The organism is Myxococcus sp. AM011, from assembly GCF_013372595.1.
Classification (GTDB): Bacteria; Myxococcota; Myxococcia; order Myxococcales; family Myxococcaceae; genus Myxococcus; species Myxococcus eversor.
Genome location: NZ_JABXEM010000228.1, coordinates 1 through 19,529 on the forward strand (window position 1 = coordinate 1; position 19,529 = coordinate 19,529).

Genomic DNA, 19,529 nt, shown 5'->3' on the forward strand with positions numbered 1-19,529 from the left:
GTCCCCACCGCGTCGGAGCGGACCCTGCCGCTGACGGAGGCGCAGCGACAGCTGTGGATCCTCGCCACGGCGAACGAGGGCGGCTCCATCGCCTACAACCTGTCAATGACGCTCCGCCTGGAGGGGGCGCTGCGCGAAGACTCTCTGCGGCGCGCGTTGCAATACGTCGTGGACCGCCATGAGGCCCTGAGAACCACCATCGACGCGGTCGGCGAACAGCAGCACATCCTGCCCGAGCTGCGCATGGCCCTGCCGGTGCTCGACGTGTCCGCTCTGTCCGCCGCCGCCAGGGTCGACTCCCAGGCCGCCTGGTACGCGAAGGAGAGCACCACCGCGTTCGACCTGCGGCAGGGCCCCCTGTTCCGCGCCCACCTGCTCAAGCTGGACGCATTGGAGCACCTGCTGGTGCTGACCACCCACCACGTCGTCGTGGATGGCTGGTCCCTGGGCGTCATCGTCCACGAGCTGGCGGCGGCCTATTCGGCGTTCGTGACGGGGGCCACTCCGGACCTGCCCGCGGTGAAGCAGTCCAGCGACCACGTCCACTGGCTCAAGACGCAGGAGTCCACGGGGGCGCTCGCGGTCCACGAGCGCTACTGGCTGGAGCAGCGCGTGGAGCGGATCCCCGCCATCGAGCTGCCCACTGACTTCCTCCACCCCGCGTCGCGACGCTTCCGAGGCGCGCGGGAGACGGTTCGCCTGGAGCGCCCCGTCAGTCAGGCGTTGCGGGAGCTGGGCCAGCGGCAGCAGGCCACGCCCTTCATGCTGCTGCTCGCCGCATACACCTCCTTCCTCCACCGGCTGACGGGACAGGCCGAGCTCCTCGTGGGCATCCCCACCTCCGGGCGCGGGTTGGAGGGCGCCGAGGGGCTCGTCGGCTACTGCTCACACCTGCTGCCCATCTCCAGCCACGCGCGCGGTGACGAGCCCTTCCCGGAGTACCTCCGGGCCCTCAAGCAGACGCTCCTCTCCGCCTACGAGCACCAGGACTACCCCTTCGCCCAGTTGATCAACCGGCTGGCGCTGCCTCGCACCACCAGTCACACAACCCTCGTTGGCGTGACGTTCAACCTGGAGCGTCCGCTCGCCCTGCGCGACATGGGAGGCCTGAAGGCGAGCTTCCACTCCCAGCCTGTCGCGTTCGCCGCCTTCGACTTGAGCCTGAACGTGCTCGATGTCGAGGACGGGCTGGTGCTGGATTTCGACTACAACACCGACCTGTTCGAGCCCGCGAGCGTCGCCCGCTTCGCGCGCGGCTTCCGAGCACTGCTGCAAGGGCTGGTGGCCGCCCCCCAGCGCCTCCTTCACCAACTGCCGGTGCTCACCGCCGCGGAGCGCTACCAGCTCACCTTCACCTGGAACGAGCGGAACCGCGCCGCGTACCCGCGAGAGCACCTGGTCCACCAGCTCTTCGAGCAACAGGCAGCGGCGCGGCCCGAGAAGACAGCGGTGGAGTTCGAGGGGCGGCACCTCACCTACGCGGCCCTCAACCAGCAGGCCAACCAGCTCGCGCATCACCTGCGCGCGCTCGGCGTCGGGCCCGGCGTCCTGGTGGGCGCGCTCCTGGACCGCTCGCCGGAGATGCTCGTCGCGCTGCTCGGCATCCTCAAGGCGGGTGGCGTGTTCGTGCCGCTGGACCCGGCCTACCCCACGGAGCGCCTGCGCTTCCTCGTCGAGGACTCCCGCGCGGCCGTGGTCGTGACGCAGAGCGCGCTCTCCGAGCGACTGCCGGCCCTGGACACGAAGCTCGTCCGCCTGGACGCCGACGCGGCCTTGCTGGCGACACTGCCCCAGGGGGACCTGGAGAACCTCGCGCAGGCCACCACGCCGGCCTACGTCATCTACACGTCCGGCTCCACGGGTGAGCCCAAGGGCGTCGTCGTCGGGCACGGCGCGTTCGTCACCCACTGCCACGATGTCATCCCGCGCTACCGGCACACGGAGAACGACCGCATCCTCCAGTTCGCGTCGTTCAGCTTCGATGCCTCGCTGGAGCAGATCCTCCCGACGTTCATGGTCGGCGCGACGCTGGTGCTGCGCGGCCCCACGGTATGGACGCCCGAGGAGATGGCGCGGCACCTCATCGAGGACCGGCTCACGGTGGTGAACTTCCCGACGGCCTACTGGCGTCAGCTCGCCCAGCGCTGGGACGAGTCTCCGCCCGACTTCGCGGGCCACCACCTGCGCCTGGTCATCGTGGGTGGCGACGCGGTGCTGGCGGCCGTTTTGGAGCAGTGGCAGCGCGGTGCGCTGGGCTCGGTGCGGCTCCTCAACGCCTACGGTCCCACGGAGACGCTCATCACCGCGACGACCCACGAGGTGCCTCCTGCTTCCAACGGGCAGAAGCCTTCCGCGCGCGTCCCCATCGGCCGACCTCTCTCCAACCGCGCCTTCCACGTGCTCGACCGGCATGGGGGACCCGTCCCCATTGGCGTGGCGGGAGAGCTCCACATCGGCGGTGAGCTGCTCGCGCTCGGCTACCTTCACCGGCCCGAGCTGACCGCGCAGCGCTTCGTCGAGGACCCGTTCTCCAGCTCTCCTCATGCGCGCCTCTACAAGACGGGGGACGTGGTGCGCTACCTGCCGGATGGAGCCCTGGAGTTCCTGGGCCGCACGGACCATCAGGTCAAGGTGCGCGGCTTCCGCGTCGAGCTGGGGGAAATCGAGTCCGCCCTCAGCCGGCATCCGGACCTGCGGGCGGTGGCGGTGACGGTCCACCACGAGCCGGTGGAGGGTAGCGGTGGCTCCGACAAGCGACTGGTCGCCTACGTCGTGCCCACCGCATCAGCGAGCGTCACGCCCGCGGACCTGCGCAGGTTCCTCCTGGAGACGTTGCCGGACTACATGGTGCCCGCCTTCTTCGTCCTCATGGACGCCCTGCCCATCTCTCCGGGTGGCAAGGTGGACCGCCACGCGCTCCCAGCTCCCGACCCGGCCGCGAACGCGACCCTGCGTCCCTTCGTCGCGCCACGCACGCCCACCGAGTCCACGCTCGCGGAGATGTGGATGAAGGCCCTGCGCATTCCGCGCGTGGGCATCCACGACGACTTCTTCGACTTGGGCGGAGACTCGCTGCTGGCCACCCAGGTGGCCTCGCGACTGCGGGAGACGCTTCAGGTGGAGGTGTCCCTGGAGCGGCTCCTCAAGGCAGCGACGCTCGCCGACCTGGCGGAGCACCTGGACACGCTCCTCTGGGCCACGGGCCCGCGAACAGGCGACACCGCGCGCGAGGAGGGCGAGCTGTGAGCCTCCCCACTCCACGCCCCATCGACGAAGTGATGCGCCACCTGCGCGGCCTGGATATCAAGCTGTGGCTGGAGGGTGAACGCCTGCGCTTCAGCGCTCCACCGGGGGCGTTGACTCCGGAGCTGCAGGCCGAGTTGAAGTCGCGCAAGGAGGAGGTCACCGCTTTCCTCCAGCAGGCCGCGGTGGCCGCGCGCGGCGTCGCGGAGTCCATCGCTCCCCGACCGCATGGCGAGGCGCCACCGCTCTCCTCGAGCCAGCAGCGGCTGTGGTTCCTGGAGCAGCTCGAGGGGCCGTCCGGCGCATACACCATGCCCGCGGCCCTGCGCCTCGCGGGCACGCTGGACGCCGACGCCCTGACGCGCGCGCTGAGCGCCATCGTCCAGCGCCACGACGTGCTGCGGACGCGCTACGCCATGGATGGGGGGCGGCCCGTCCAGCACATCCTGCCCGGCGTCGACGTGACGATGATTCGGGTGGACCTGGCGTCGCTGCCCGCCGAGGCACGGCGCGCGGAGGTCCAGCGCCTCGCGGCCGAGGAGGCGCGCGCGCCGTTCGACCTGACGAAGGACTCGCCGCTGCGCGTGCGACTGCTCCGACTGGAAGCGCATGAGCACGTGCTGCTGCTCACGCTGCACCACATCGCCAGCGACGGCTGGTCCCTGAGCGTGTTGATGCAGGAGCTGGCCGCGCACTACCAGGCCCTCACCTCTGGTGGAGAAGCCACCCTGCCGGCACTGCCCATCCAGTACGCGGACTACGCGCACTGGCAGCGGCGGCGCGCGGAGGATGGGACGTTGAAGCCGCACGTCGAGTGGTGGCGGGCGCACCTGGCCGGAGCTCCGGAGCTGCTCGAGCTGCCCACGGACCGCCCCAGGCCCGCGGCGCAGCGATACCTCGGTGCCACGCGGCGCTTCACCGTGCCCCCTGCCCTCGTCACCCGACTCAAGCAACGCGCCCGCGACACGGAGGCGACGTTGTTCATGACGCTGCTGACCGCGTTCGGCGTGCTGCTCTCCCGCTACAGCGGCCAGCGCGACGTGGTGGTGGGTGCCCCCATCGCCAACCGGCCCCCTCGGACGGAAGCGCTCATCGGCCTCTTCGCCAACACGCTCCCGCTGCGCGTGTCCCTGGAGGGAGACCCGACCTTCTCGGCGCTGCTCCGTGACGTGCGCCGTGACACGCTCGCCGCCTACTCCCACCAGGAGGTGCCCCTCGAACAGCTCGTCGAGGCGCTCCAGCCCGCGCGAGACCTGAGCCACCCGCCCCTGTTCCAGGTCCTTCTCACCCTCCAGAACACGCCTCCGGCCCCGCTGGCCCTGCCCGGGCTGACGCTGGAGTTGATGGAGGTGGAGAGCGGCACCTCGCAGTTCGACCTCGCGCTGTCGTTGGCGGAGACCGAACGGGGCCTCGTCAGCGAGCTGACCTACAACAGCGACCTGTTCGACGAGGCGACCTCGGCGCGGATGACCGCCCACTTCCTGGGCCTGCTGGAGCAGGTGGCAAACACTCCGGAGCGCGCTGTCTCACGGCTGGCCCTGCTGTCCGAGACGGAGCAGTCCTCGCTGCTGCGCGAGTGGAACGCCACGGACTCCGAGCTCCCGGGCCCACGCACCGTGCATGCGCTCTTCGAAGCGCAGGCCACGCGCCGCCCGGACGCCACCGCCGCCCGCTTCGGCGCCTCCGCTCTCACCTACGCCCAACTGGATGCGCGGGCCAATCAACTGGCGAACCACCTGCGGCACCTGGGCGTGAGTCCAGGGCAGCGGGTGGGACTCTTCCTGGAGCGAGGGCTGGAGCTGCTCGTCGGACTGCTCGGCATCCTCAAGTCGGGGGCGGCCTACGTCCCGCTCGACCCGATGTACCCCGCGCCCCGGCTGATGCACATCCTCGAGGACAGCGGCGTCGCGGCGCTGGTGACGGAGCCGGAGCTGGCGGCCCTCATCCCCGACTGGCGCGGGCGCACGCTCCGGTCCTCCGACGCCGCCCAGGCCCCGTCCGCCGCGGCGCTCACTTCCACCGGGGGCTCCGACCTCGCGTACGTGCTCTACACCTCCGGCTCCACGGGCCTCCCCAAAGGCGTGGCCGTCCCGCATGAGGCCGTGGCCAACTTCCTGACGTCGATGGGGCACAAGCCCGGGATGACCGAGCGGGACACGCTGCTCGCGGTGACGACGGTCGCCTTCGACATCTCCGTGCTGGAGCTGTTCCTTCCCCTGAGCGTGGGCGGGTGCGTGGTCATCGCCAGCCAGGAGGAGGCGGTGGATGGCACGCGGTTGATGCCGCTGCTGACGGCGAGCGGCGCCACGATGATGCAGGCCACGCCCTCCACCTGGCGGATGCTGTTGTCGCTGGGCTGGTCCGGCCTCCCCACCCTGAAGCTCTTGTGCGGCGGCGAGGCCCTGCCCTCCGAGCTGCTCGCCCCCCTGCGCGCGCGCTGCGCGGAGCTGTGGAACATGTACGGCCCCACGGAGACCACCGTGTGGTCCACCGTGTCGCGGCTGGAGACCGGCGGCCCGATTACACTCGGCCGCCCCATCGCCAACACCCAGGCGCACGTGCTGGATGCGTGGCTGCGGCCCGTGCCTCCCGGCGTGGTGGGTTCGCTGTACCTGGGTGGACTGGGCGTGGCCCGTGGCTATCTGAATCGCCCGGACCTCACCGCCGCGAGCTTCGTGCCGGACCCGCACTCCGGGCATCCAGGCGCACGCCTCTACCGCACTGGAGACCTGGCGCGGCGGCGGGCCGACGGCTCGCTGGAGTTCCTGGGGCGCGGCGACGGACAGGTGAAGCTGCGCGGCCATCGCGTCGAGCTGGGTGACATCGAGGCGCAGTTGGCCCGCTACCCCGGTGTGGCGGAGTCTGCCGTGCGCCCGTGGGGACCGGCCGGCGACCCGGCGCTGGTCGCCTACGTCCACTACGTCCAGCCCGTCCCCGGCACCGCACTCGACGAAGCGGCGCTGCGCGAGCACCTGCGCGCCCATCTCCCCGCCTACATGCTGCCCGCGCACTTCGTGGTGCTGGCGTCGTTCCCTCGCACGGCGAACAACAAGCTGGACCGCAAGGCGCTGCCTGCGCCCGCGATGGACTCGCGCGCCTCGGCCACGTACGTGGCGCCGCGCACCCCCGACGAAGAACGCCTCGCGACCATCTGGCGCGAAGTGCTGGGGGTGGAGCGCGTCGGCGTGGATGACCACTTCTTCGCCCTGGGCGGCCACTCGATGAAGGCCGTGCAGGCGCTCGCGCGCATCCAGGAGGCCTGGCGCGTGAACGTGGCCCTGCGCGTCCTCTTCGAGCACCCCACCCTGGGCGCCATGGCGAAGCACCTGGAGACGCTTCGCCCCAGCGAGTCGCGTCCCGCGCCGCCACCGCTGGTCGCCCGTCCCCGACAGGCGCGTCGTGTCCAGGCGGACTCGCGCGCCGAGCTCAACCTGCCGGACCCCTCCCAACACGATTAGCGCCGCCCCTCCCGGGGCCGCCTCCACCTCTTCGCACCCAGTGGCCATGACAGCCGAATCCTTCGTCTTCCCCGTCTCGTTCGCCCAACAGCGACTGTGGTTCCTCCACCTCCTCCAGCCGGAGAACCCCAGCTACAACATCGCCGGAGCGGTGAGGCTCAGCGGGAAGCTCGACATCGAGGCGCTTCAGCGCGCCTTCGATGCGCTGGTGGAGCGGCACGAATCGCTGCGCACCACGTTCGCGCAGGAAGAGGGCACCCCCGTCCAGGTCATCGCGCCGGAGGGCCGCGCGCCCATCGTCCTCGTGGACCTGTGTGACGGTCCGGAGGCGGAGCGCGAGGAGCGGGCGCGGCGACTCGCCACCGAGGAGTGCCGGCGGCCGTTCGACCTGATGCGCGGCCCGCTGTTGAGGCTTCGCCTCTTCCGGCTGGCCCCCACCGAGCACCTCCTGGTGATGACGCTGCACCACATCATCTCGGATGGCGGCTCGCTCGGCATCCTCATCCACGAGATGTCGAGCCTCTACGCGGCATTCAGCGCGGGCCACGAGCCGTCCCTGGAGCCGCTCCCCCTCCAGTACGCGGACTACACCCAGTGGCAGCGCGACTGGCTGGCGACGCCCGGGACGCTGGATGCCCACCTCGCGTACTGGAAGCAGCGGCTCGCGGGCGCGAGCGTGCTCCAGCTCCCCACCGACCGGCCCCGGCCCGCGCTCCAGACACAGCGAGGCGCGGCGCTGCCCCTCCATCTTCCCCCGCCCCTCGTCGCGGCGTTGCGGGCCCAGGGACAGAAAGAGGGCGCCACCCTCTTCATGACGCTGCTGGCCGCCTGGCAGGGCCTGCTGTCGCGCTACACGCACCAGACGGACATCGTCGTGGGCGCCCCGCAGAACAACCGCTCCCAGGTCCAGACGGAGGGGCTGATCGGCTTCTTCGTCAACACGCTGGTGCTGCGCACGGACCTGTCCGGCAACCCCACCTTCCGTGAGCTGTTGGTCCGCGTGCGCGAGGTGCTGCTGGAGGCGCACGCCCACCAGGACCTGCCCTTCGAACGGCTGATGGAACAGGTCCAGCCCGAGCGCAACCTCGCGTACACGCCGCTGTTCCAGTCGGCGCTCAACCTCCAGGTGGCGCCCCCGCGAGAGCTGACGCTCCCAGGGCTCGTCCTGAAGACCATCGAACTGGAGACGGGCACGTCCAAGTTCGACGTCACCCTGGACCTGCAGGAAGGCGCCGATGGGCTGCGCGGCGTCCTCGAGTACAACAGCGACCTGTTCGACCGCGCGACGATGGAGCGCCTGCGCGGCCACCTCCTGTCGCTGCTCACGGGCGTCACGGGCAACCCGGACCTCCGGCTGGATGAATGGCCGCTGCTGACGGCGCCCGAGCGTCACCAGTTCCTGGAGACGTGGCCGGCCCTGAAGTCCTTCCCCCGCGAGGGGAGCCTCCACCAGCGCTTCGAGGAACAGGCGCGACGCCGGCCCGACGCCATCGCGGTGGTCAACGAAGGCGAGCGCATCACCTACGCGGAGCTGGACCGCCGCTCCAACCAGCTCGCCCACGCCCTGCGGGAGCGCGGCGTCACGCGCGAGTCGTTGGTGGGCCTGTGCGTGGAGCGCACCTCCGCCACCGTGGTCGGCATCCTCGGGATTCTCAAGGCGGGCGCCGCATACGTACCGCTCGACCCCACGTACCCCGCGGACCGTCTGGCGTACATGGTGACGGACAGCCAGATGCGCGTGGCCGTCACCCAGCGTCACCTCGCGGAGCGGCTGCCGACCGACGGCGTGTCGCTGCTCGTCCTGGAGGACGCCGCCGAGCACCTCGCGAGCCAGCCCACCACCTCGCCCGGGGTTGACGTCTCGGAGGATGGCCTCGCGTACGTCATCTACACCTCCGGCTCCACGGGGCGACCCAAGGGCTCGCTTCTGCCTCACGGGAACGTGCTGCGCCTCTTCGAGGCGACGAAGGACTGGTTCCACTTCGACGAGCACGACGTCTGGACGCTGTTCCACTCCTATGCGTTCGACTTCTCCGTCTGGGAGTTGTGGGGCGCGCTGCTGTACGGCGGCCGGCTGGTGGTGGTTCCCTACCTCACCTCGCGCTCGCCCGACGCCTTCCTCCAGTTGCTGCACGATGAGCGCGTCACGGTGCTGAACCAGACGCCCGCGGCCTTCCGCCAGCTCAGCCAGGCCGAAGAGCGCATGGAGTCGAAGGCGCTGCCGCTGGCGCTGCGCTACGTCATCTTCGGCGGCGAGGCGCTGGAGCCCGCGAGCCTCATGCCCTGGTTCCAGCGACATGGGGACGCGCGGCCACAGCTCGTCAACATGTACGGCATCACCGAGACGACCGTCCACGTCACCTACCGGCCGATGACGGCGGCGGAGGCCGCGCACACCCAGCAGAGCCCCATCGGACTCGCCATCCCCGACCTCCAGCTCTACGTGCTGGACTCGCGGATGGAGCCGGTGCCCATCGGCGTCACCGGTGAAATCCACGTCGGCGGCGCGGGGCTCGCGCGCGGCTACCTGGGCCAGCCCGGCCTCACCGCCCAGCGCTTCGTGCCCCACCCCTTCAGCCACGTGCCGGGGGCGCGGCTCTACCGGACCGGAGACCTGGCGCGCTTCACGCCGGACGGCCAGCTCGAATACCTGGGCCGCATCGACGACCAGGTGAAGATTCGCGGCTTCCGCATCGAGCTGGGCGAAATCCAGGTCGTCCTCAGCCTGCACCCCGCCGTGCGCGAGGCGCTCGTCCTGGTGCGCGAGGAGCCCCCGGGCACCCGCTCGCTGGTGGCCTACCTCGCCACCGGCGACCAGCCACCGCCGGGCGTCGACGAGCTGCGCCAGTTCCTGCTGGCCCGCCTGCCCGACTACATGGTGCCCGGCGCCTTCGTCCTGATGGAGCGCTTCCCCCTCACGGCCCACGGCAAGGTGGACCGCAAGGCCCTTCCCGCGCCCTCGAAGGAGCGCGCGGAGCCGGCACGGTACGTCGCGCCTCGCGACGCCTCGGAGACCGCCCTGTGCGCCATCTGGGCGGAGGTGCTCGGTGTGCAGCGCGTGGGCATCCACGACAACTTCTTCGCGCTGGGGGGCGACTCCATCCTCAGCATCCGCGTGCTGACGCTCGCTCGGCGCCAGGGCCTGGACTTCACCCTCCAGCAGGTCTTCCAGCACCAGACAGTGGCCGCGCTACTCGAGGCGGCCGGAGCGACGAAAGAGCAGCCCGCGCGCGAGGTGTTCCCTCGCACCGAGCCCTTCAGCCTCATCTCCGAGGAGGACCTCTCGAAGCTTCCGCCGGGCATCGAGGACGCGTATCCGCTCGCCCGCATCCAGGCCGGGATGCTGTACCACATGCAGCTCGCGCCGGACTCGAACATCTACCACAACACGGACAGCTTCCATCTGCGGCTGCAGACGCCCGTGGACACGGCGCTGTTCGAGGAGGCGATTCGCGTCATCGTCGCGCGCCACCCCGTGCTGCGCACGTCGTTCGACATGACGACGTACAGCGAGCCGCTGCAGCTGGTCCACCGTGAGGCGAAGCTCGCGCTGGAAGTCGTGGACGTGCGGCACCTGTCCGAAGCGGAGCAGGAGGCCGCCATCCGACAGCTCCTGGAGGACGAGAAGCGCAACCACTTCGACCTGGCGGTGCCGCCACTGCTGCGCTTCTTCATCCACCTGCGCGGCGACCAGTCCTTCCAGTTCACGCTCACGGAGTGCCACGCCATCATCGACGGATGGAGCCTCCACTCCACGCTGGTGGAGATCTTCAACCACCACCACGCCCTGGTGAACGCACGGCAGCCGCCCCCCGAGCTGCCCGCCACGCTGACCTACCGGGACTTCGTGGCCATGGAGCGACAGGTGCTCGCGTCGGAGCCCCATCAGCGCTTCTGGCGAGACTTGCTGACGGACGGCGCGGTGATGCGGCTGCCGCGCTGGCGACGCCCGCTCGCCTCCGGCACGCCGACCATCGCCACCGTCAAGGTGCCCCTCTCGCGAGAGCTTCACGACGGACTGCTCGCGCTCACCCGCGCCGAGGGCCTGCCGCTCAAGAGCGTGCTCGTCGCCGCCCACCTCAAGGTGATGGGCCTGCTGAGCGGCCAGGACGACGTCATCAGCGGCATGGGCGTCAACACCCGCCCCGAGGAGGGCGACGGCTCCAGGCTGCGCGCCATCTTCCTCAACACCGTTCCGTTCCGGATGCGGCTGGCCCCCGGAAGCTGGACGTCGCTGGTCCGAAGCGCGTTCGACGCCGAGCGCGCGCTGTATCCCTTCCGCCGCTACCCCATGGCGGACATCCAGCGGCAGTGGGGCCGCGAGCCTCTCTACGAAGTCATGTTCAACTACATGCACTTCCACGTCCTGCACGAGCTGGCGGGCACGCTCTCCCAGGTGGAAGCGCTGGGAATGATCCGCTCCGAGGGGACGAACGCCACCCTCGCGGTCCACTTCCAGACCGAGCCCCACACGCAGGAACTGACGCTCGAGCTGGACTACAACGCCGTCGAGCTGGCGCACGCGCAGGTGGAGCAGGTCGGCGCCGCCTTCCAGCGCGTGCTGAGCGCGCTGGCCTTCCACGCGGACCAGCCTCACCACATCACCAGCGCGCTGCCCCCCGAGGAGCAGCGGCGATTGCTCGTGGACTGGAACGCCACCGCCACGCCCTTCCCCTCCGAGGCGACGTTCCGATCACTCTTCGAGGCGCGCGCCCTTGCTTCTCCGGACGCGGTGGCCGCGGTGGACGGCGCGCGGTCGCTCACCTATGCGGCGCTGGACGCTCGGGCCAACCAGCTCGCGTGGCACCTGCGCTCGCTGGGCGTGGGAGCCGAGCACCTGGTGGCGCTCCACATGGACCGCTCGCTGGAGCTGCTCATCGGCCTCCTGGGCGCCACCAAGGCGGGCGCGGCCTGGCTGCCGTTGGACCCGGCCTATCCGTCGGAGCGGCTGGCCTTCATGTTGTCGGACTCTCGCGCGGGCGTGCTGCTCACCACGAGCGCCTTCGCGCCAGGGCTCGTCGACGTGGGCGCCCGCACCGTCGTCCTGGACGGGCCCTCGGACGCGCTCTCGGGGGCACCCACGCACGCGCCGCCGCCGACCGACGGCGGTGAATCGCTGGCGTATGTCATCTACACCTCCGGCTCCACGGGCCTGCCCAAGGGGACGCTGGTGACGCAGCGAGGACTGGTCCACTACCTCGACTGGGCACGGCGGGAGTACCAGGTGACGGAGGGACAGAGCGCTCCCGTCCACACGTCCATCGCCTTCGACGCCACCCTCACCAGCCTCCTCACGCCCCTGTGCGCGGGGGGGACGGTCCACCTGCTGCCCTCAGGGCAGGAGCTGGAGGCGTTGGCGTCATCGCTGCGCTCGCATCGGCACGGGCTCGTCAAGCTCACGCCGGCCCACCTCCAGGTGCTGTCCAATCTCCTGCCGGAGTCAGCCCTGGCCGAGCTCCAGGGCACCTTCGTCGTCGGCGGTGAAGCGCTGCCCGCGGCGACAGTGGAGCTGTGGCGGCGACAGGCCCCTCGGGTCCGGTTGGTCAACGAGTACGGCCCCACGGAGACCGTGGTCGGCTGCTCCATCCACGACGTGAGCAAGACGGGTCTGGTGGACGGCATCGTCCCGATTGGCCGCCCCATCGCGAACACGGAGCTGTACGTCCTGGACGCGCGACTCCAACCCGTGCCCGTCGGCGTCACGGGCGAGCTGTACATCGGCGGCGTGGGCGTGGCGCGCGGCTACCTGGGACGCGCGGGCCTCACCGCCGAGCGCTTCGTGCCCGACCCGTTCAGCGGGCGCGCGGGCGCGCGGATGTATCGCCCGGGAGACCTCGCGCGCTATTTGCCGGATGGCGCCCTGGAGTTCCTCGGCCGCCGCGACGGACAGGTGAAGCTGCGCGGCCACCGCATCGAGCTGGGAGAAATCGAAGCCACGCTGCGCCAGCACCCGGCCGTGGGTGACGCGGTGGTGCTGGTGCGCGAGGACGAGCCCGGAGACCAGCGCCTCGCCGCGTACGTGGTCCCCCACCCCGGGAAGGCGACGGAGCCAGGCGACCTGCGGGCCTTCCTCCAACGGCGGCTCCCCGGCTACATGGTGCCCGCCAGCATCACGACGTTGGAGTCCCTGCCGCTCACGCCGAACGGCAAGGTGGACCGTGGAGCACTGGCCGCGCCGCCGTCGGGCGCGAGCGGCGACATCCGGGCTCCGAGGAATGGCACCGAGGAGCTGGTCGCCAGCATCTGGGCCTCGGTGCTGCGCACGGAGCGGTTCGGACTCCACGACGCCTTCTTCGATCTGGGCGGCCACTCGCTGCTCGCCACGCAGGTCGTCTCTCGCGTGCGCGAGGCCTTCGGGGTGGAGCTGCCCATCGCCACCCTCTTCGAGGCCCCCACCGTGGCGGGCCTGGCCGAGCGCATCCAGGCGCTGCGCGCGCGGGCCGCGGGCGAGCCGCCTCCGCCCCCGCTCCAGACCCTCCCGCACGAAGGCCCCGTGGCCTTGTCCTTCGCGCAGCAGCGGCTGTGGTTCCTCTACCGCATGGAGCCCCGAAGCCCCGTCTACAACATGCCGGCCGTGCTCCGGTTGTCCGGCGCGCTCGACGTGGAGGTGGCGCGACGCTGCCTGGACGCGCTGCGGGAGCGCCACGAGAGCCTGCGCACGACGTTCCTGATGAACGGACAGACGCCGGCGCAGTTCGTCCGCCCCGCCGAGCCCCAACCCCTGGACGTCATCGACCTGACGGGGCTGGCTCCCGAGCACCGCGAGGCCCAGGCCCGGCACCTGGTGGACGAGGAGGCCCGGCGTCCCTTCGATCTGGAGCACGGCCCTGGCTTCCGCTGCGCCCTGCTGCGGCTGGGTGAGCACGAGCACCTGCTGTTGCTGACGCTGCACCACATCATCGCGGACGGCTGGTCGCTCTCCGTGCTGGTGCGCGAGGTGGCGACGCTCTATTCGTCCTCCAGCGCGCAACGTCCCTCGCCGCTTCCCGCGCTGCCGGTGCAGTACGCGGACTACGCGCGCTGGCAGCGGGAGTGGCTGTCCGGCCCCGCGCTGGAGCGGCAGTTGGACTACTGGAAGGAGCGGCTCGCGGGAGCCCCGCCCTTCCTGGAGCTGCCCACGGACCACCCTCGCCCGCCCGTGCAGGGCTTCCGAGGCAGCACCCACCAGGGTCCGCTCCTCGCTCCCGACGAGGCCGAGTCACTGCGTGTTCTCTGCCGCCGCGAGGGTGTCACGCCCTTCATGGCGGTCATGGCCGCCTTCCAGGCCCTGCTGCACCGCTACACGGGCGCGACGGACGTCGTGGTCGGCACGGACATCGCCAACCGCAACCACCTGGGCACCGAGGGGCTGATTGGATTCTTCATCAATCAGCTCGTCATGCGCGGGGACCTCGCGGGCGACCCGACCTTCCGTTCGCTGCTCCGACAGACGCGGCGCTCGGCGCTCGACGCCTACGCCCACCAGGACCTCCCCTTCGAGGAGCTGGTCAAGGCGGTCAACCCCGAGCGCAGCGTGAGCCACTCGCCTCTCTTCCAGGTGAAGCTCATCCTCCAGAACGTGCCGGACACGGATCTGGAGCTGCCCGGCCTCGTGCTGAAGGAGGAGGTCAGCACCACGAGCACCGCCCGCTTCGACATGACCTGGGTCGTCACTGAGACAACGCGCGGGCTGGAGTGTCTGTGCGAATACAGCAGCGACCTGTATGAGCAGGACACCATCTCGCGGATGCGCGAGCACCTGCGCGAGGTGCTGGTGGGGGCGGTGGCGAGGCCAGAGGAGCGCGTCTCGCGCCTTTCGCTGCTGTCCGAGCCAGAGCGTCAACGCCTGTTGGTGGAGTGGAACGACACGGCGACCCCGCTGCCCGACGTCTGCATCGCCCACCGCCTCTTCGAGGCTCAGGTGGCACGCACGCCGGACGCCATCGCCGTCAGCTTCGAGGGACAAGAGCTCCGCTATCGGGAGCTGGACGCCCGCGCCAACCAGCTCGCATGGCACCTGCGCGCGCTGGGCGTGGGGCCCGAGGTGCGCGTGGGCCTGTGCCTGGAGCGCTCGCCCGAGTTGGTGGTCGGCATGCTCGGCATCCTCAAAGCCGGCGGCGCGTGGCTGCCGCTGGACCCCATCGCTCCCATGGCGCGGATTGGGATGATGATGCGCGACGCGGGCGTTCCGGTCATCGTCACCCAGGAACACCTGGCGGACGAGCTTCCCATCCAGTCCGAGCTGATGGTGTGCCTGGACTCGGACGCGGCGGCCATCGCCCGGCAGCCAGTGGAGTCGCCCCCGGTGGCGCTGTCGCCCGAGCACCTCGCCTACGTCATCTACACCTCCGGCTCCACGGGCCGTCCCAAGGGCACGCTGCTGGCGCACCAGGGCCTGTGCAATACGGCCCTGTCCGCCATCCGCGCGCACCGCATCCAGCCGGACAGCCGGGTGCTCCAGTTCGCGGCCATCGGCTTCGACGCCTCGGTGTGCGAGGTGTTCTCCACGCTGCTGGCGGGCGCGCGCCTGTGTCTCGCGCCTCGTGACTCGCTCATGCCCGGCGCGCCGCTCCAGGGACTGCTGGTGTCCCAGGCCATCACCGTCGCCACGCTGACGCCTTCGGTGCTCGCGCAGTTGGACCCGGCGGGGCTGCCCACGCTGGCGTCCGTCATCTCCGCGGGCGAGGCCTGCACGCCGGAGCTGGCGCGTCGGTGGGTGGAGGGCCGTCACTTCGTCAACGCCTATGGCCCCACGGAGGTCACGGTGTGCGCCTCCGCGCGGGAGCAGGTGGACGCGGAGCGGCCAGACATCGGCAAGGCCTGGCCCAACGTGCGGCTGTACGTACTCGACGCGAGCGGACGACCCGTGCCCACGAGGGTACCGGGCGAGCTGTACATCGGCGGCGTGGGCGTGGCGCGCGGCTACCTGGGCCGACCGGAGCTGACGGCCGAGCGCTTCCTGCCGGATGCGTTCAGCGGCACGCCGGGCGCGCGGCTGTACCGCACCGGAGACCGCGTGCGCTGGCAGGCGGACGGCCACCTCGAGTTCCTCGGGCGCACCGACTTCCAGGTGAAGCTGCGGGGCTTCCGAATCGAACTGGGAGAAGTCGAAGCCGCGCTGACGGACTTGCCCGAAGTGCGCGAGGCCGCGGTCGCCCTGCTCGAGGATGCGTCCGGGCGCGGCCAGCTCGTGGCGTGGCTGGTCACCGACGACGAAGACGAAAACCTGGACCCGGCGGCGCTCCGACGCGCGCTGGAATCGCGGCTCCCGGACTACATGGTGCCCTCGGCCTTCATCGCGCTGAAGGCCTTGCCGCTGACGTCCAGCGGCAAGGTGGACCGCCGGGCGTTGGTGTCCGAGGCCCCTCGGCAGCGCAAGACCAAGGACGCCTACGTCGCGCCGCGCACGCCCGTGGAGCAGACGCTGGCGGCCATCTGGGCCGCCGTGCTGTCGCACGAGCGCGTGAGCACCCACGACAACTTCTTCGAGCTGGGCGGCGACTCCATCGTCAGCATCCAGGTCATCGCGCGGGCGCAGGATGCCGGGTTGCGCATCACCCCCCGGCAGTTCTTCCAGCACCAGACCATCGCCGCGCTGGCGCCCCACGTGGGCGTGGCCGGGGCCTCTCGCGGCGAGCAGGGCGTGGTGACAGGCCCCGTGCCCCTCACGCCCATCCAGCGCTGGTTCTTCGAGTCGCGCCTCCCCCATCCGCACCACTACAACCAGTCCCTCCTGTTGGGCCTGCGCGAGCGTCCCAAGCGAGAGCTGCTGCGCGATGCGCTGAGCGCGCTGGTGGCGCACCACGACGCGCTGCGACTGCGCTTCGAGGAGACCCCGGACGGCTGGCGCCAGGAGAACACCGGCCTGGAGCACGCGGTGGAGCCACGAGAGGTGGACCTGTCCGCCCTCGACGCGGAGACCCAGCGGACAGCGCTGGAGCAGGAGGCCCAGAAGGCGCAGTCAGGCTTCGACCTGGCGAAGGCGCCCCTGGTGAGCGCCGTCCTCTTCGACCTGGGCCCCCGTGGCACCCGGTTGCTGCTGGCGATCCACCACCTGGTGGTGGATGCCGTCTCGTGGCGCGTGCTGCTCCAGGACCTGGGGACCGCGTTCCAGCAACTCCTCCAGGGCGAGCCCGTGGCCCTGCCTCCGAAGACGACGTCGGTCCAGGAGTGGGCACGCCGGCTGGAGGCCCACGCGCGGGGACCCGAGCTGGAGGAAGAGGCGGCGTTCTGGCTGCGCCGGGGCGCGGACGTGGCACCGCTGCCCGTGGACCTCCCCGGTGGAGACAACACGCTCGCATCCGCGCGAACGGTGCACGCCGCGCTGGACGCGGAGGAGACGCGCGCGCTGCTCCAGGAGTTGCCGAAGGCGTGGCGCGCCCGCGTCGACGAGGTGCTGCTCACCGGCCTGGTGCGTTCGCTCGCCGGATGGACGGGGCAGCGCCTGCACCGCGTGCAGTGGGAAGGCCATGGCCGCGAAGAACTCTTCGAGGACGTGGACCTCGGTCGCACCGTGGGCTGGTTCACCAGCATCTACCCGGTGACGGTGGAGCTGCCGCCGGACGGCACGCCGGGCGATGGGCTCCGCGCCGTGCGGGATGCGCTGCGGCGGGTGCCTCGCAAGGGAATGGGCCACGGGCTGCTGCGATACCTCGGGCGTGACGACGTGCGCGCGAAGCTCGCGGCCGTGCCCGAGCCCCAGGTCGCCTTCAACTACCTGGGACAGCTCGACTCCGCGTTGCCGTCCGACTCCCCGCTCGTCCCCGCCGATGAGTCCATGGGCGCGCAGCAGAGTGCGCTCGGGCGCCGCCGGCAAGTGCTGGAGGTGAACGCGCACGTGCTGGAAGGCAAGCTGGAGGTGTCCTTCACCTACAGCGAGGCGCTGCACCAGCGCGCCACCGTGGAGACCTTGGCCCAGGGCTTCGTCCAGGCGCTGCGCGAGCTGGTGGCGAAGCGGGACACGGCGGACGCGAAGCGTCTGTCGCCCTCGGACTTCCCACTGGCGGATGTGACGCAGGCAACCCTGGATGGACTGCTGCGCGAGCACCCCGCGTTGGAGGACCTCTACCCGCTGTCGCCCATGCAGCAGGGAATGCTCTTCCACGCGCGACTGGAGCCTCGCGCGGGGATGTACTTCGAACGGGCCGCGTGGACCCTCGACACGGACCTGGACGTGGCGGCCCTGCGGCGCGCCTGGCAGGAGACGATGGAGCGCCACCCCATCCTGCGCACCAGCTTCGCGTGGGAGGACATGGAGGAGCCGCACCAGGTGGTCCACCGCGAAGCCGCGCTGCCCTGGGAGGAAGCGGACTGGCGAGCCCTGTCCGACGAGCAGCAGCAAGCCCGGCAGGCCACGTGGATGAAGGAGGACGAGGCGCGGGGCTTCGACCTCGCGCGGCCTCCCCTGATGCGGGTGGCGGTGTTGCGCCTGCGTGAGAAGACGTGGCGCGTGGTGTGGAGCTTCCACCACCTGCTGTTGGACGGCTGGAGCGTGGGCCGCGTGCTGAACGAGATGCTGTCTCGGTACGACGCCCGCCAGGGCCGCGAGCTGGCGCCGATGGAGGCGCCCCCTCTGTTCCGCGACTACATCGGCTGGCTGCGCGAGCGGGGCGCGGCGAGGTCGGAGGCGTGGTGGCGGAGGGAGCTGGCCGCCTTCACGGAGCCGACGCCAGTCCCCTGCGAGCAGGGAGGTCGGGCCCGGAGCGCGACGCCGGTGATGGGGGCGCGCAAGGTCCTCGTCCCCGCGGACGCGACAGAGCGGCTTCGCGCCTTCTCGCGGCGGCACCAGGTCACGCTCGGCACGCTGGTCCAGGCCGCGTGGGCGCTGGTGTTGGGGCGCCATGCCGGCGCGGAGGACGTGCTCTTCGGCGTCACCGTGGCGGGGCGTCCGCCGGAGCTGGCGGGTGTCGAGCAGATGGTGGGCCTGTTCATCAACACCGTCCCCGCGCGGGTGAGGCTGCCCTCTGGGATGGAGGTGGTGGACTGGCTGAAGGAGCTCCAGGCCGCGCAGGTGGAGCGCTCGTCCCACGAGTCCGCGCCGCTCGTGCGAGTCCAGGGCTGGAGTCAGGTGCCTCGTGGCACGCCTCTCTTCGAGACCCTCCTCGTCTTCGAGAACTATCCGGTGGAGCAGTCGGTGATGCAGGGCACGAGCGCGCTGGACGTGCGCGACGTCACCGCCCAGGAGCGCACCCACTACCCACTCACCCTGACGGCCCACGCCGACAAGGAGCTGCTGCTCCACATCGACTTCGAGTCCCCGCGCCTGGAGGAGCGGGCCGTGGAGCAGCTCCTGGAGCAGCTCGCCACCGCGCTGGTGGGACTCTGCGCCGTCGAGGCGCGGAACCTGGGCGAGGTGCCCATCCTCTCGGAGGCGGCGCGGCACCGGCTGCTCGTCGAGTGGAACGACACCCACGTCCCCTTCGGCCTGGACGCCTGCGTGCACGAGCGCTTCAGCGCCCTGGCCCGCCAGACGCCCGATGCCATCGCCGTCGGCGCCCCCGGAGGCGCGGCGCTCACGTACGGGCAACTGGAGGAGCAGGCGAACCGCCTGGCCCACCACCTGCGAGCCCGCGGCGTGGGCCCCGAGGTCCTCGTCGGCGTCTACCTGGAGCGCGCGCCGGAGCTGTACGTCGCGCTCTTGGGCATCCTCAAGGCGGGCGGTGCGTATGTTCCGCTCGACCCCGCCTACCCTGCGGAGCGCGTGGCGCTGATGATCTCCGAGGCCCACCTGTCGCTGCTCGTCACGCAGCGCGCCTTGGAGGCCTCCCTGGTTGCACCCGGCGTGGCGCGCTACCTGATGGACGGCGAGGCGCACGCACGCGCCGGGTGCAACCAGGGAGGCCTCCAAGG

At 71.1% G+C, this 19,529-nt stretch carries 3 protein-coding genes; all 3 read left to right on the forward strand.

Going from position 1 to position 19,529, the window contains the following annotated elements; genetic code table 11:
- On the forward strand, nt 1-3,246 hold a 3,246-nt coding region (locus HUW62_RS35380), incomplete at its 5' end, for a non-ribosomal peptide synthetase (protein ID WP_176436931.1).
- Nucleotides 3,243-6,701, forward strand: a complete 3,459-nt coding sequence (locus tag HUW62_RS35385) for an amino acid adenylation domain-containing protein (protein ID WP_368670557.1) — start codon at nt 3,243-3,245, stop codon at nt 6,699-6,701. The genes HUW62_RS35380 and HUW62_RS35385, both read left to right, overlap by 4 nt.
- A gap of 46 nt (nt 6,702-6,747) precedes the next feature.
- Nucleotides 6,748-19,529 (forward strand): non-ribosomal peptide synthetase (locus HUW62_RS35390; protein ID WP_176436932.1); only part of this gene is annotated, 12,782 nt, incomplete at its 3' end.